The sequence below is a fragment of the Sedimentibacter acidaminivorans genome (genome assembly GCF_017873955.1).
GTDB classification, from domain to species: domain Bacteria; phylum Bacillota; class Clostridia; order Tissierellales; family Sedimentibacteraceae; genus Sedimentibacter; species Sedimentibacter acidaminivorans.
The window spans coordinates 344521-361446 of sequence record NZ_JAGGKS010000002.1; the positions used below are offsets into that span (position 1 = coordinate 344521).

The window sequence follows — 16926 nt, forward strand, 5'->3', positions numbered from 1 at the left end:
CAATTAGTTTGCAAATAATTACAGACCATGTATCTGTGACATAAGAAAACGAGATAATTGTTAAAACTATCTCGTTTTTTCAAACTACATTGCCTCTAATCTATCGTCCTACAAAGTTTCTGCAAGGAACTTTCTATTTTTCTAGATAATCTTTCGTTTCTATGGGAAGTTCTTTAGTTTTCAAACTAATTTCCACAAATAATTTATGCTATCTTGACAGCATATTATATAGCACTTGTGCCATTTCAGCTCTAGTTGTGGTGCTTATTGGAGAAAGTTTACCAGCATTTCCTGAGATAGTTCCTGTTTCAATTAGTAATGTCATGGCCTCTTTAGCCCAAGAGTCAACCAACTCTTCATCTGCGAAGTCAGAAAGTGTTTTGTCAGAAGTTTGCTTAGGAAGACGACCTATAACATTTAAAGCATTATATAAAAGTGTGAACATTTCTTGACGTGTAATTTCTTTTTCTGGTAAAAACATATTATTCCCTACACCAGCAGTTATACCAAGTTTTTTTGCAGTAGCTAGATAGTTGGTATAATAGGTATTTCCACTGTCAACAAAGTTATCTGTAGTATTTACATCAGGGGCTATGCTATAAGACCTCATAAGCAGTACAAGAAAATCACTTCGTGTTAGTTTAGCATCAGGGCTATATTTGCCATATCCCGTACCTGAGGTTATTCCTCTTGCTGCAATATAGTTTACAGCTTTCCTATACCATGCATCAGAAGCTACATCGCTAAAATCCACCTTATTGAAACTAACTACATAATGACTGAAGCTAGTGATATTGAAGACTAAAACTCCAGTATCAGAATCATAGTGCCCATCAGGAACCACAACTAAATTGCCACTGTTATCTACATATCTGATTATGATACTTTCAGGGTTTAACATTTCTTCTGTTGTAGGCGTATAAGGAATTGATATTATATATGGAGCCTTTAACAAAGCCTGTTTGGTTATATCAATGGTTACAATACCTTTTTCATCCTTTGAAACCTTATATTCCTGTTGTACAAAATGTGAATCTGATTTATTATTATTATCTTTTGATACGATGGTTGTGAAATTTAGTGTATAATCTTCCTCTAACATCTCATTGTTTACATTTTTCACTGCTCCTCCAGGAATTACAAGTGAGTAAGCCGTGCCGCCACTTAAGTGACCTACAAGGTTCACATACAACCATTCCCCATCTATTAAAGTGGATATTGAAACTTTTTTAAGATCTTTGGTGTACATTGCAATATTATCAAAAGTTTGGCCACTCATAACATTTTGATTAAATTTAACCTTTAGTTCTGTATCCAATGCTATATCTGTCATTCCATCACCTGGATAAGCGAAAATTATTTCAGGGTTGCTTGACGTAGTAACAAAATGCTGACTATAGGATTCATTCATTGTATGTCCATATGAATCCGAAACAACCTTTTCTGGTAATGTAAGGGTGTACCCTGTGCTATATGCCAATGAGTTTTGTGGCGTAATTGTCAAGATTCTACCGTTCAATTCCCTTTTTATATCAACTTCATTTAAATCATTATCATATAATTCTATCACTCCAAATTCTAAGCCTGGCTCGACATTCATATTGAAACTAATTGTTATAGGTTTTGCTATGTTTATTTGTGTTTCATTAGGCGAAGGCTCAATTTTATCTACAGTAATAACAGCTTGCTCTAGAGTAAATCTGTATATGTTATTTTCAGTAGAATACTCTTCCTCAGCATTGCTAAGCTTGGTACATACATACATGTTTATTTCTCCGTCTTTATCTTCAATTAATCCAGAAGAAGTAAAGAGGAAGCTTAAATCTATTTTCTGCCCAGGCATTATTTGGTCTATTGACTTAGATCCCAAAATTTGACCACTCTTTTCATGTTTAACCTGCACATCCACATCTTCAAGTATTGTGCTACCGGTATTTGCTACTGTTGCTTTAGCTAAATAATCATTTCCAGCCATATTTTCACAATCCACATTTATAACGGCTATATCTGAAGTTGCAATTTTCAAGCTTAGAGTATTGTTATTTTCATTTGCATCATGAATTCCTCCATCAGAGCGAACAATAGCATATAGCTCATACTCGCTTTTTTCTTCTAAACCAACAAGCCACTCAACTTCTAACTGAGCCATTGAACCTGCTGCTATAGGTTTTGTTGTTGCTGTTTCACCTAATAGATTGCCATTATCAGGGTTACCGTCATACAGATATAATGTAGCATTTTCAGCAAAGTCTCCAAGATTTTTTACAACTGCTGATACTGTTGTCAAAGCTCCTTTAACTGGAATCGAAGGAGTTAATTGTAGATTACTAACTTCACCAAGGGCAATATCATGCTTAGGAGTATAGCTTAAAAGCATCAAATCAACCTTATCACTAGGAGATAAAAAGCTAGTTTCTTCAATAACTTTATTTATAACCTCAGCTTTAGTATAGACAACATCCAGCTTTCCTTCATTTGTAAATATTAGACTGAAAGAACGAATGTAACCTGTATTTTCACTAAGGGCAATTGGATTACTCCATATACCCTTTTTAATATCGTAAAAAGATGCTAAAAGTGACGTTGTATTATCTTGATTTGTATTTGCATATACTATGGCAAGTTGTGGGTCATCACCTTCCATAATTGCAATTTTATAATTGTTTGGTACTTTTGAAAGATTTTCATCAGTCTTAGTTTCTCCACTTAAACCTATTTTGTACATAACGTGTCCGTTTTGCTGCCATATAACAAACCATTCATTATTAATATTTACTGCCTTAGGAACAGAATCCTCAACATTATTATTTGATAGTTGTATAGCATCACCCCATGCTGTCCCGTCATAAATTCTGTAATAAACTTCTCTGTCATCCTGGGTTGATAAATCATTGTCCGTATCAAGAGTGTACGTGAGCAGTCCTTCTTCTTTATGCATAGTCAAGCTTGAATCTAAAATAGTTGGTAGTGAGCTTTCAATTTCCTCAGGAGTGCTCCAAGAGTTACCATCCCAAACAGAACTGTACAAACAATCACTATTTGCAGGAGAATGAAGTGCATCCATATCTTCCCCAAATGTAAGACTCAAGCCTTCAGATTTCGTCCAAACCAAAATTGCATTTGTGCTATCAGATGCAATAACCGGTGAATGGTCAAATTTTTCGTCATCAGTCAGTGTTATTATATCCGGCTCATTGCCATTAGCTTTGTAAATACTATTAGTAACGCTTATTTCTGAATCCTTTACATATGAAACATTTTTATTTTCTTCAGTCATAGCATTTTTAATATTTTGCCATGCTAAAATTACACCGTCTCCTAAAGAGATCGCAACAGGAGCAAAGTCAGCAGTATCATCCTGTCCGAACCAACCTGGCTCTAACCAGCTTCCATCTCTGTAAATAGAATATTTCAATTGTGTACGGTTATTTGCATCTCTAATAGGATTGTCGTCTGTCCACACCAGCCACTGCTCACTTTCTCCATTTATCTGTTGAACCTCTGCTCTTGGATAAATATTTTCCGTCATTGTTACAAGGGAAATTTTATCCTCTTCAACAGTTGCTGCTTTAGAAACTGCCATCATCCTGCTTTTTTGTTTCTTACTGCTTCCTACAAGCCACTGCGAACCTCTTTCCAAGTAATTTCTAGCGGTAGAAGTAAGTTGTATATCATCTTCTTTAGATTCATTTATAAGCTGTCTCGAAAACAATATAACTTTTTCCTTTCCATTATCCCAGTGTGTGCTTGCTATTTCCTTGTAATAAAGCTCACTAGAGTCATATATATAATAAACATCTATTCCAGCAGAGATACTAGGCTCAACCTGAATATATCCCGTAGGTATGTGAAACTCTGCAGGAATACTACCTGTAACATATCCTTCAACAGACAATGTATTTTCAATACCTGCGCCTATTGAAACATATACAGACGGATCGAATTCAAGTATCCCTTCAAAATCCTTATTGCTGTATTCATTTCCATAAACAGCTAATCTTCCGTCGATGTTAGGGCAGATTGCAACTTTACCCCACCCACCTATATCAAGCTTTGGTATAGTGTAAGGTCTTTTCCAGTAATACTCACCCCTACCACTTAAATAATAGTAGTAGTAGTTTAAATTCCACTTTTTATTAAATCTATCATATTTAAGACTTCCATAAAAAGCAATGTCAGTTTCAACCTCATATCCTGTAGTAAGAGTTTTTGATTTTTTTGTACTCATACCACGTCCCGAGCTGTACTCATACATTAGTTTTAATAATCCTCTTTCATTTATTGAGCCTTCAAATCTATTAGAAGTGCTGCCAAGTCCAAAGCTTTGAGCACTATCTAAAAGGGGTACTCCATCAAGTATATCAACTTTACCTCCTGTAAGGCTGCTTAACGTTACAAACGAATCAACAATATACTTTCCATTTATGTAGCTAACATCTAGCTTTATTCCATTGTCTAATGATGGATAAGGAGCTACTATTACATTAGCATTTTGCCATAAGGTGGCAACACCAGATTTTGAAACCATGCGTCCCCATAATTCCTCACCAACTTGCATCTGCAAGCTTGGCTGTAATTCAAAAACGGGTTTATCGGATTTTAGGGAAATGCTGCCCATTGATGACTTAAGTTCATAATATCCAGGAGCTAATCCATCCCAATCACCATCCAGTTCAAAATACAGATTTGGTATGCTTATATTATTAATAAAAAGCCCTTTATACTTGTTCCCAACTCTTGAATCTGTCAAAGTAGATTTAATATAGTTAAGTCCAGGTTGTTTTACTTTAGTTGCTAAGTACACAGGGTAATCAGACCCTTGATGATAAATCTCTTGCTCCTCAGTGACATATGCAACATCCTCTGAGCTTGAGAGTTTTAATGAATAAGATACACCTGTTTCTAAGCCTTTGATTACATAACAGCCTTCTGACCAACCTTCAATTTTTTCATATTGAGCTAATGTTTTTTCTCCATTTAATTCAAAATACATATCCTGTGGGTCGTCAATAATTCCGCCTTCTTCTTGATTATATAGTTGAATAACCATACTTTGCTTTTTTGTTTCCTCAGAAAAGTTGACAGGTACCCGAATCTTTTGATTTTTAGATCCTTCATGCTCAAAAACTAACTCATATCCTCCAAAATAATCCTTGTTTCCGTATAGGAAAGAAAATTCAGCTTCACCGTTATATTTTGTTTTTATATTTCCGAGGTTTTCTACGAAAACTCCATTTTTATAAAGGCTGACCTTGACTGTTTCATCTGAAATATATCCAATTGATGGTGAGTACAAGGTAATACTAAATGGTTCAAGATTTTTCAAGCCGTATTGGTTGTTTTCTTCAAAAACGGTAAAATAGCAATTATCATTTGGATAAACTGATATTTTTGCATCGTCTAAGCTTAATCCGTTAATGGTTATATTTTGTTCAAATTTATATGAAATATCTCTGTTATCAACCAATGTCAAAGTAACCTTGTAATTGCCCGCATGCCAGTATACATTAGCTGGAAATAAGCCACTTCCTTGTTTTCCATCTCCAAAATCCCATGTAATTGATTTAAGTGGACGGCTGATTTCCCCCAACCACCTTGCATTAAATGTAATCACCTTTTCAGTTACCCAAGTTGAAGGCATATAAAATGAGTAACTTCCATAATTCAGCCGCTCTGCAGCTGTACGGAAAAATTTAACAGAATCATTTTCTATGTCAGCTTGATTTTTAACCGCACCTTCTGGTATGTAGAAAGCATATGTTTCAGATGGATTCAGTGGTGAATCTGGTGTCAAAACAAGCTTGTTGTCAATCACACTTGTTCTAAAGTTCACCTGGTTATTATTTGAATCCATAACTTTAATATTGACAAAATCATCACCTTCGGATATGGATGCAGAAAATGGAATTTCAATTTGTGTATTTATTGGCAAATCACCACCTAAAAGCATACTAGGCTTCGTGATATAAAGTTTATTGTCTCCTGTAGCAAAGGACATTTCAAGCCCTAAATCTGAGCTACCTTCCGAGCTGTCATATGCTCCTTTAACAGTATATACAGTATTTGGCTTGAGGCTGTCAAAGTACGGAGCTTCCATAAATACAGTATTTTGAACACCCCTTAATGTTGTTATTTCTGTATTTACTTTGTTTCCTTTATCATCTAACAGCACTAAATTACAGTCTTTTGCATTTATTGCTTCAGAAAAATTTATTTCTATTTTTTGGTGTATATCAACATTAGATTGACTGTTATTTGGATAATACCCAGTAACTGATGGCAGGGTATTACTGCTCTTTGTTCGGAATTTTATAGATTTTCCTATACTGCTGTTTTCAAACCTGTCAATAACTGCATCAGCTGGTATAGCTACTTCATAAACTGAACCTGACTTCAAATTTATTCCTTTTTCAAGAGCGAGAGTCACAGTGTCGTTAGTTATGGACTTTGTTGCATTAACTTTATTGCCACTAATATCAAGCAGTGAAATATCTTCAAACCCACTTCCTTTGATAATATTGCTATAATTATATCTAAAGGATAATTGATCCATATCACAGGAAATCTCTTTTTCCATGTGGTTTGGTGTCGAGGAAACAACCTCTATTTTATTTTCAGGCTTCTGTTCAACACTAAATGATATTTTTAATTCTTCGTCTAAATAATTATTAGAGTTGTCAGCAATGGTGTTAGAAGGAACAATTAGCTCATACTCTGCTCCTGCTTTTAAATAATCCATCAGATTAACTGTTAACTTGTTTTTGAAAATGCTAACAGAAATTTTCGGTGTTTCCAACCCATTAAGTATAATCCCGTAATTTTCTATGTCATTTATCGGCGTTAACAATTTTATATCTTCATCAAAGGATATAGTTATCTCTCTTGTATTCCATAAAACATTGTCGCTATTGTTAATTGGTGTTGTTTCTATAACAACAGGTAAAAATGTGTCTGACTTAGAAAGAACTGTATATTTATATATACCACTTTCTACAACACTTCCCTTTTCAATAGTTGCAGTCAAAACTACATTTTTATGTCCTTCGCTGTATTCAGGTATTGTGATTTCTCCGTTTGGTGAAATCACTGATGGCATATCCGAAACCCATGTTATCAATGAGCCATTAGGTGCTAATGTAGGAAGTGCTAAGTTTTGATTTATTGAATACTGTGACAGATTTCCTCCCAAGGTTCGCGACACTTGAAGCCATCTTTTATCAGCCGCTACAGCCTCCATATCAGTTTGTTCTAACTTTTCAACTGAAAATAAAAAGCTCTTGTCAATAGTTTTGCCACCTTTTGATATGGAAGCAGTAAGTGTAACTGTTTTATTTCCTTGTGTAAAGGTTGGGCGGTTAACTGTTCCATCAGGCATAATAAATGTATCATTACTTGACTTCCAGCTTATAGAGGAACCGTACAGTCCAAGAACGGGTAGATTAAGATTAACTGTTACATTATTAATGCTATTTTCTCCTAAAATCCTACTGTAATTTAGCCACTCCTTATCAAGCGATAGTGCTTCATCATCCGTTGCCAATGGAAGCACTAACATATTAAATATTTTTGTATATTCAAAAGAGCCTTCACTTATGGTTGCTGTTAGCATTATAGATTGAGTTCCTTGACTGAAAGTTGGTCGATTTATGGTACCATCAACTTTAATAAAATCCTCATTTGTAGATTCCCAGCTAATTTGCGAGCCATTTACTCCAACTGTAGGAAGCGTCAAACTTGACAATACCTCATTAAGATTTATATTTTCATTAAGTATAACCTCATCTGTAAGCCATTCAAAATCAGCATATGCTATTTCTTCATCTATTGCCTCCGATGCAATAACTGTAATATTAAATGTTTTTTCTAAAGTTACTTCTCCCATTTTTATAGTTGCAGTAAGAGTCACAGTCTGATTTCCTTGGGTGAAAGAAGGACGGGTCACTGTACCATCTAAAGCCACAGCACCTACTTTGTCAGACCTCCAGCTTATAGCACTACCGTTTTCACCAATAGTTGGAAGGGTTAAATCTGATATTATCTTATCCCTACTCTCATTTTCTCCTAAGATAATTTCATCAGTTAACCAATCTCTGTCAGCATTTGCCAAATCATCATCACACACCTTAATTTTTACGTTAAAAGTTTTTCGAATGGATTCAGTGCCTATGGATATGTTGGCTTTAAGTGTTACAGATTGATCTCCTTGAGTAATTGAAGATCTTGTCACTACACCATTTGTGCTTAAAAAATCAGAGTTACTGGATTCCCAGCTTATAGTGCTACCATTTGGAGCATTCAAAGGTAAATTCAAATTAACAGTAACACTACTTAGTGTTGTATTTTCACCTTTTATTCTATCGCCTGTCAGCCAAGATGAATCAAAAAACAACCGGTCTGTATCATTTGCTGATAGTTGCACATCTGCCAAAGCCGTGGCTCCACCAGTTGTATATGCTTTAACCTGTGCAGTACCTGATATGCCAGAGTATAATTCAACAGATGCATGGCCTGAATCATCTGTAACTTCATAGGATGAATCAAGCATCCCAAATGAAGTAGTAAAATAAACCGGTATGTCAGACACAGGGGTTCCATCTACGCTACATACAATAGCTGACATAGTAGTACTTGCTTGCCCTGCTGGAGGATTTGCAATAAGATTAATATTAGAAACATCAATGAAGTTATATGGCTCAAAATCAATAGGAGTACAATCGTTTTTAAAATATAAGCTTCTTATTTCACTTTTATCCTTTGCATTTCCCATTGAGCCCATGAAACCAACATAGACTTCACGAACATCTTCAATATCAAGACCATATCCTGCGCTGGTTAAAATCTGATCAAGCTCTAGATTTTCTAACTTAAGATTACTGTTGACAGGTCTTATCCCATCCGTACTGAAACGAACCTCCAGTACCTTTGATACACCATCATACTCAATCCATACATTGTTGTAAGTTGGAGAGTCATTTGTTGACCCCGAGGCCAAATATTGCTCTGTGCGTTGTTCATAGTCTCCATTATAATACACCGCAGCTTTTTCAATATAGCCATAGCCGGTAGATTGCCCAGAACCAGGTGCACTATAATAATCTGTATTAAATGCAATATTAAAGCTTGGCCCAATATCTTCATCATTCACATAAATGGAATTGCCTACTGTTTGCAAAGTAAAGATAAATCCTCCTTCTCCTTTTGTAAAATCAGGATGAGGATTTTTATAAGAAAAAGCTGCGCTAAAGGATAAGTCATCTCCCAAACGAATTTTGTTTTTAGTAAAAATGCTTCCTCCTGTAGTTGGTTCTGCCACCCTATCGTTGTTAAATTGTAACGCTATAATTTCATTATCGTCTCTATCTGTTGTTACAACAGTTCCAGAGATACCATTGAATTGTAATCGAGATGAATCGTCAAAACTGTGATACATAATTGCAAGTGGAAATTCCTCAACAGCTGTAACCACAAAACTAAATGTCTTTGTGTCAGTAGCCTCACCATATGATATGGTAGCCGTAAGTGTTACAGTTTGATTTCCTTCACTTAGTGTAGGCCTGTAGACACTTCCATCTACTGCAACAATATTGGGATTTGAAGATTCCCAAGCTATGTTACATCCGCTGTAAAAGCCAGATGGTGACCAACGTCTTTCGGTTTTCGTAGGTAGTGAAAGCCTTGTCTTAACGTTATCCTGACTGTTGTTGTTCAATATATTTTCATACGTAAGCCATTCCTTATCTATAGCAACATTATCCCCTTCGGTAGGTGATTGAGCAACTACCTCCAATTCAAACGTTTTCTGCTTTGATACGGTCCCGCTGGATATAATTGCTGAAAGTGTCACTGGAGCATTGCCCATAGCGAAAGAGAAAGGAGGCTGCTCTACAGTGCCATCAATTGTAATCCATCTTTCATCTGATGAAGCCCAAGTAATAGTGCTGCCATTTTTACCCTCTGTTGGCATAGTTACATCACTTCTAATATCATTGTAAAAACAGCCATAATGAATAACATCCTCGCCTACAAGCCAATCGTAATCAGCTTGTACTGCTTGTTCATCCGCTGTTGGTTCTGATGGGCTTAATTCTATAACAAAAAGCTTCTCGGTCTGTACCGTACCTTTTATCAATGTAGCAGTAATAACTACCATTTTGTACCCTTCCAAATACGAGGGTTTATGTATCACTCCGTTTGCTTCAATAAATGTCTCATCGGATGAAGACCAAACTAAGGAGCTGCCGTTCTCTCCTACTAAAGGCAGGTTAAGATTGCCGTTTATATTATAATAAATTATTTCACCATCGGATGTAGCAAATTCTTCATAATCGCCTACTCCAAATACTAAATCTGATGTCAACCACTCTGTGTCCATCTCTACAATTACTTCATCGGTGTATACGTCTTCATTAGCAAAGACATATTGTACATTTGTTGTAAATAGCAACATGATTACTAGAATTAAACTAATGATTCTTTTCATTTATTAAACCTCCCTGTTTAACAATGTATGTCCATTTTTTTGTGCTACTTTTATACTATTTAAAATTATATCCATAATTTTCCCACCATACTCTGCAAGATTAAATTCTCCTTTATGCAAGCACCAATCATAAATTGCTCCTCTGAAACATGTTGTAAAAATATCTATAGTATCCTTCGTATTCACTTCTGGTTTAATTTCATTTTTTGCCTTGCCTTCCTCTATAAGTTTTTCAAACACAATATAATATGTTCTTTCCGAATCTATAATTAAAAAACTCTCTGTTGTTAAGTCTTTAATCTGAGAAGCATAAATTGTTGAGATAAACTCCAAACCTATTTCATCAGTCATAGTTTTGAAAACATACTGAATAAATATGGAAATTTTCTCTATAGCGTTTGTCGATTTAAAATCCATTTTCAAAAACGAATCATATATCTCATTAATCAATGGAACCATATTAAACAACAACTCTTCCTTTGATTTAAAATGAGTGTAAAAACCACCCTTTGACGAGTTGGCTTCTTTTATAATGTCATCAACCGTTGTCCTATTAAATCCCTTTTCCTTAAACAGTTTTCGTGCACATTCTATAAGCCTTTTTTTTGTTTCTATTCCTTGAAGTTCTCTCTTGTTCATACAATTATATCCCCTTGTGGTTTCATATTTAAATTCACAAACTAAAGTAACAGACTATAGTCTGTATAAATCATTATATCTTCCGTTTCATTACATGTCAATGATAGAAACTATATATATGAAAATTAATGACGACCTAATGTATCCATAAAAAAACAATGCAAGCATAAGTATGTTTGCATTGTTTTTTTATAAAAATTTCCTAAATTAAATTACGCACTCTCAAATGTAAATTATGAACCTAATATAATCATTACCTCACATATTTAATCATTATACATTGCCAATAGGTGCTGCATATATTACAAACTCATCTTTCCCATTAAGCTTAAGCAAATTGTCAGCCAATTCTTGATTAAATGCAGCTATTGCACAGGTACCACAGCCTATAGCCCCACAGCTTAAATATAAATTCTGCATTACATGACCTGCATCTATTAACATAACCTTGTGTGATTCTAAAACATATCTCCATTCACTTCTGTAGGCAACTGCACTGTAATAAAAAACAACTGCTGATTTTGCGGCAAATTTCTGTTCACACAAACTGTTTGATACTTTATTTTCAATATCATCCACTTCTGTAATTAGTTCTATAGAATGATCAAGTGGTAAATAATGATATATACCTTTTTCTAAACCATCTACATTCAATACCGCCAAGTATGTTTCAAATGCATGTCTTGCCCCTGCAGATGGTACTGTCCTGATTGTAGCATAATTATCTCCCTTTATTTCCTTAATTCCTTGGGTAGTCCATAGCAGAAATGATAATTGGTCAAGTGTAATGCTTTCTTTTTTATAAACACGTTGACTTTTTCTTTCCTGCACCAATTTCAAATAATCCGATTCTTTTATTAATGAAGAAAATTCCTTAGTTAATTTAATTGAATTATTGCCTATAGGAGCTTTTGTCAAAGGAGGCTGAGGAAGTTGTTTTTGTTGGTCAGATTCATACCCTTCCTCGGCAAATTTGCTTTTCATAAATTCTCTGTTACTATGTATTTTATTTTTTATATGTTGATTATTTTCCATATGTCCTCCTCAATTGTTCTCGTCTCATTTATTTTACAAGTAAAAAAATATGATTACCAATGGTTAATTAATATCATATTTTAAGTAAAAACTGCTCTCATCAAATTTTATTTTAGAATGCAATTTCATTGTTAAATTACTATTAGCAATACTATATATTATATATATACTCATGTCAATATTTTACTCCATAACATGGTATAATATACTTTTTAGCATCTCACAACACTCTTTTAAATTTATTCATATGTCTGTTCTCCTTTATGTGAACCTGTTTTCAATTTCTATTAAACGTTACTCTTAATGTCTTATTTTTCATATCGTAGTACTAACATCTCTTGAATAATTGAAATAAAGTTAATCGGCGCAAAATTTATTCTACTACATAATATGAATCATAAGAAAATTATAGAAAGGATAATGAAAATGATGTATCCAAGAAAATGCTATTTTCCTCCAAATTATATCTATAATAATTTAATAAGATGTAATCAAGGAATAGATAAAGAAGAAACAGGTTATCTTGACATAAGTTTATACAACGACATCACAAATATGCCAATAAGAGGTGCTACAGTATTAATTTCGAGTGTTTCATACTCGGGCCAGTTTTTTGAATTTGGTAAGGGTAGTATTCTATACGAATACAAAACAGATGAAAACGGAAAAATACCGATTACAGAACTGCCAATTCATAACGAATTGATGGGTAAACTCAATCATAATTTTTATATTATTTCTGTATATACTGATGGATTTTATGATGCACATTTATTTCATGTACAGATATTTCAAGACGAAACTACAACTTTCAGAATATATTTAAGCCCTACTTCCAAAGACTCCAATGACCAAAGAAGATTTGATCTTATAATACAACCTACAACAGAAGAAATACACAGCAGATAGTTACTATTTTATATAGGAAGGAGAAAATGCATCTCCTTCTTTATTTAGTAGATGACAAATTTCATATAACACAACCTGATATATTCGTATAATAGCATTTAAATCATCAATATAAGCCTGTTTTATCTTTTAATATACTAACTATAAATTCCTAAATAGACAAAGGCTCCTCTATAATTTCTTTTCCATAAGATAAAATTTACCTTTTCGCCAATTTGCTTCTCCTACCTCGATAATATTATTTTCTTCTGCAACATTAAATTCTATTTTCCTCATATTTTTTCCCTCCAAAAACTAGAATTCATCTTATTTTTATTCTTGTGTAATGTTTTTATTTTTCACCTCATTAATTACTATTTTGTGTCGTTCGGCTCTGAAGTCCACGTCGAATCTAAATCTTTGCCTCTAAAAATACGGCGTTGGTCATTGGATTTCTGAAGATACATATCCTCGTCCGGATAGTAGCAAGTATCTTCCTTTTCGTTGGTTCCTATATCTAAAATTACCAGATTTTCATTTCCAGAGTTATAAAATGTATGTGCTATTTCTTGAGCCGCTGGTTTTGCAATGAAGTCACCGTGTTTCACAGGGAATTCTTTGTCATTCAAGCGCAAAGTTCCAACGCCAGAAAGGATCATAAAAAACTCTTCTTGTTGAGAATGACTATGATATTTAGTGCTATATGCTTTAGGCTGAACGTAATCAATATTCACATAAATTTTTTGGCTCCCTGCCGCAGCACCTAACGATTTTGTAACTAATCCAATGGAATCATCCCATATAAATGACTCTGGTAATTGCTCTGCATTAAATATTTCCATCTGTTTTACTTCTCCTTTGTAAAATTTAATTAATTCGTATTTCTCGCAAAATATAAATTATCTCTAGTAACCTTATCGTTACTTAGCACTTTCCATTTAACAACACCAACTATAATTAATATTTATTTTGGATTTTTTTACCACCTTGTACTAAAACTAAATATTATCTTGAATTCCTATTTATATAAATATTCAATGCTTTTACTGCTTTGTATTATACCAAAACAGCTGACATATAAAGCATATTTTACTGTTTCGACGTAATATTTGATAAATAACTAATAAAATGTCATACTATTATAAAAATGTGGAGGTGTTCAGTATGAATTTTCTATTCTTATATACTAATCTAGTAAGGGTAGTATTAGTAATTATGACTGTAGTTCAATTATTTAAACAAAATTACAAAAAACTTACTCCCGCTGTTATTGTGATAGCTCTTACATTTGTACCTTGGCTACTCAGCCTAATACATGTCCAAATAAATGCACTTACGGGTTTCTTATTTCAAACTGTTACATTTATGGCTGTGTATCTAGGTTCAGGAAATAAATATTATGATTTATACCCATGGTGGGATAGGAGTATCCATTTCCTATCTGGAATACTATTTTTCGGATTTGGAGTATCGTTTTCCAAAAAAGCACCCGATGCCGGATTTGTCGGTACATTGATATTTAGTTTTGCCTTATCGTTGGCCTTGCATGAGATTTGGGAGGTCCTAGAATTCCTTATTGATAGCACTTTTCACACCGATCATCAGCATTGGCAAAAGAACAGCCCCGTCATTAATCATCAACCTGAGAATGCTATCCAACCACCAGGCTTAGTGGACACTATGAACGATACCATTACAAGCATTATCGGTACAATGGTGGCATGCGTTGGATGGTGGATTTATTTAAATTTATAGACTATTTCATTGTGAATAAGGATGAGCGTTCTCGCCTATGCACTGCTCCAATTTATACGAACAGCACATAGGATTGAACCCTCATTATTAATATGAAAAACATTCTATATTATATCATGTTTTCTAATTTTATTCATTTTTTCCCAAAGCATATTTAAATTAATTCTATTTTATATACATCTTTTCTAATATGTTTTAATAGAGGTAGTTCACTTCTAACTTTTTTTACTATATCTAAATCAATTTCTTCAATTATATATCCTTGATTTTCATCCATTTTATTAGTGATATTGCCCCAAGGAGATACGATTATAGAATTACCGTATGATGTATATCCACTATCATAGTCTCTTGCTGGAGCAACCCCTACAGTATATGCTTGATTATCAAGAGCTCTACATTTAAAAAGTGTTTCCCAATGAGCTGGACCTGTAGTCATATTAAAAGCACCTGGAACAATTATTACTTCAGCTCCATTTTGAACTAATATTCTGCTTAGTTCAGGAAATCTTATATCATAGCATATTAATAGACCAATTTTGCAAAATTCGGTATCAAAAACTGTAATGTTACTTCCAGACGAGAGTACATCTGACTCTTTAAATGATTGTCCACCTTCTACATCAATATCAAATAAATGCATTTTTCTATGCTTTTCAATTTGAATTCCCTTTCTATTGAAAACATAAGAAGTATTATAAACTTTATCACCGTCAATTTCTGGCATTGTTCCAGCAACTAAATATATTTCGTTGTTTTGAGCCGCTTGACTTAACGCTTTGTACGCTAAACCATTTTCTTCTTCTCCATAATCTTTAAAATAAGAAGTATTATATGGACAGCAAAACATTTCAGGAAGTACCACTATATCTGCACCCTTTTTAGATACCTCTTCAATAAAACTTAGAGCGTTCTCGATATTCTTATTTTTATTTTCATATACTCTTGTTTGTAATAGCGCTATCTTAAATTTATTCATATTAGTTATTTCCTTTCTATAAGACTTGGGATTAATACATGGGTAAGACTTGGGGACGTTTAAGACGTCTTTTACGTCCCCATGTCTTACGTCCCCATGTCTTATAAATTCCTAAATAGACAAAGGCTCCTCTATAATTTCTTTTCCATAAGATAAAATTTACCTTTTCGCCAATTTGCTTCTCCTACTTTAATATAACCTTGTTTAAAATACATTTTTAAAGCGAATGGATTTAATGAAAAAACATCGAGTCGTATTGTCCCTACTCCTTCACTTTTCAATCTTTTTTCAATATTATTTAAAGTTAATGCTCCTATACCTTGATTTTGAAATTTAGGATTTACGCACATTCTATGAATTACACTATATGTTTCATTCGGATATTTCCAATTTCCATTAATATATTGTTCATCGCAATCACTATTCAAAACATATACACAAACAATCTCACTATCAATCTTACCAATATAAAGATGTTTCTTTCTAATATCGTTTTGAAGGGTATGTTTATCTGGATATACTTCATCCCATTGTGGAATATTATGTTTATTCATTTCTTCAATTGCAGCAGAAAATATATTAAATATTTCTTGTAATTTTTTTTCTTCTGCAACATTAAATTCTATCTTTCGCAATTTTTTATAACCTCCACAAACTATAATTTATCATTATTGCTATTATGTATGGTTCGGCTCTGAAGTCCACGTCGAATCTAAATCTTTGCCTCTAAAAATCCGGCGTTGGTCATTGGATTTCTGAAGATACCTATCCTCATCCGGATAGTAGCAAGTATCCTCCTTTTCGTTGGTTCCTATATCTAAAATTACCAGATTTTCATTTCCAGAGTTATAAAATGTATGTGCTATTTCTTGAGCCGCTGGTTTTGCAATGAAGTCACCCTGTTTCACAGGGAATTCTTTGTCATTCAAGCGCAAAGTTCCAACACCAGAAAGGATCATAAAAAACTCTTCTTGTTGAGAATGGCTATGATATTTGGTGCTATATGCTTTAGGCTGAACGTAATCAATATTCACATAAATTTTTTGGCTCCCTGCCGCAGCACCTAACGATTTAGTAACTAATCCAATGGAATCATTCCATATAAATGATTCTGGCAAATATTCTGTATTAAATATTTCCATCTGTTTTG

9 protein-coding genes are annotated in these 16926 nt (G+C 33.7%); 2 read left to right on the top strand and 7 right to left on the bottom strand.

Annotated elements, in window-relative coordinates; genetic code table 11:
• Nucleotides 1–208 precede the first annotated feature (208 nt).
• The 3 genes from J2Z76_RS04950 to J2Z76_RS04960 form a co-directional block, all read right to left on the bottom strand.
• Nucleotides 209–10480 (bottom strand): immunoglobulin-like domain-containing protein, encoded by a 10272-nt coding sequence (locus J2Z76_RS04950; protein WP_209510890.1) that lies wholly within the window; start codon nt 10478–10480, stop codon nt 209–211.
• Between the two features lie 3 nt (nt 10481–10483).
• Nucleotides 10484–11119 carry a TetR/AcrR family transcriptional regulator gene (locus J2Z76_RS04955; RefSeq protein ID WP_209510891.1) on the bottom strand — a complete coding sequence of 212 codons (636 nt, stop codon included), beginning with the start codon at nt 11117–11119 and terminating at the stop codon, nt 10484–10486.
• A gap of 273 nt (nt 11120–11392) precedes the next feature.
• On the bottom strand, nt 11393–12154 hold the full coding sequence (locus J2Z76_RS04960; RefSeq protein WP_209510892.1) for a SagB/ThcOx family dehydrogenase: 762 nt from the start codon (nt 12152–12154) through the stop codon (nt 11393–11395).
• Between the two features lie 390 nt (nt 12155–12544).
• Between J2Z76_RS04960 and J2Z76_RS04965 the strand changes: the two genes are divergently transcribed.
• Nucleotides 12545–13063, top strand: a complete 519-nt coding sequence (locus J2Z76_RS04965) for a hypothetical protein (RefSeq protein WP_209510893.1) — start codon at nt 12545–12547, stop codon at nt 13061–13063.
• Nucleotides 13064–13416: 353 nt separating this feature from the next.
• On the opposite strand, the gene J2Z76_RS04970 is transcribed toward J2Z76_RS04965, so the two are convergent.
• Nucleotides 13417–13884, bottom strand: coding sequence for a cupin domain-containing protein (locus J2Z76_RS04970; protein WP_209510894.1), 468 nt, complete (start codon nt 13882–13884; stop codon nt 13417–13419).
• Nucleotides 13885–14206: 322 nt separating this feature from the next.
• On the opposite strand from J2Z76_RS04970, the gene J2Z76_RS04975 reads away from it, so the two are divergent.
• Nucleotides 14207–14797, top strand: coding sequence for a DUF2238 domain-containing protein (locus tag J2Z76_RS04975; RefSeq protein WP_209510895.1), 591 nt, complete (start codon nt 14207–14209; stop codon nt 14795–14797).
• A gap of 154 nt (nt 14798–14951) precedes the next feature.
• Here J2Z76_RS04975 and J2Z76_RS04980 read toward each other — a convergent pair whose 3' ends face one another.
• From J2Z76_RS04980 to J2Z76_RS04990, 3 genes are all read right to left on the bottom strand, one after another.
• A complete protein-coding gene (locus J2Z76_RS04980) occupies nt 14952–15776 on the bottom strand; it encodes a carbon-nitrogen hydrolase family protein (RefSeq protein WP_209510896.1) in 825 nt (274 codons plus the stop codon).
• A gap of 131 nt (nt 15777–15907) precedes the next feature.
• Nucleotides 15908–16411, bottom strand: a complete 504-nt coding sequence (locus J2Z76_RS04985) for a GNAT family N-acetyltransferase (protein ID WP_209510897.1) — start codon at nt 16409–16411, stop codon at nt 15908–15910.
• A 42-nt stretch (nt 16412–16453) separates the two neighbouring features.
• Nucleotides 16454–16918, bottom strand: a complete 465-nt coding sequence (locus J2Z76_RS04990; protein ID WP_209511031.1) for a cupin domain-containing protein — start codon at nt 16916–16918, stop codon at nt 16454–16456.
• Nucleotides 16919–16926 lie beyond the last annotated feature (8 nt).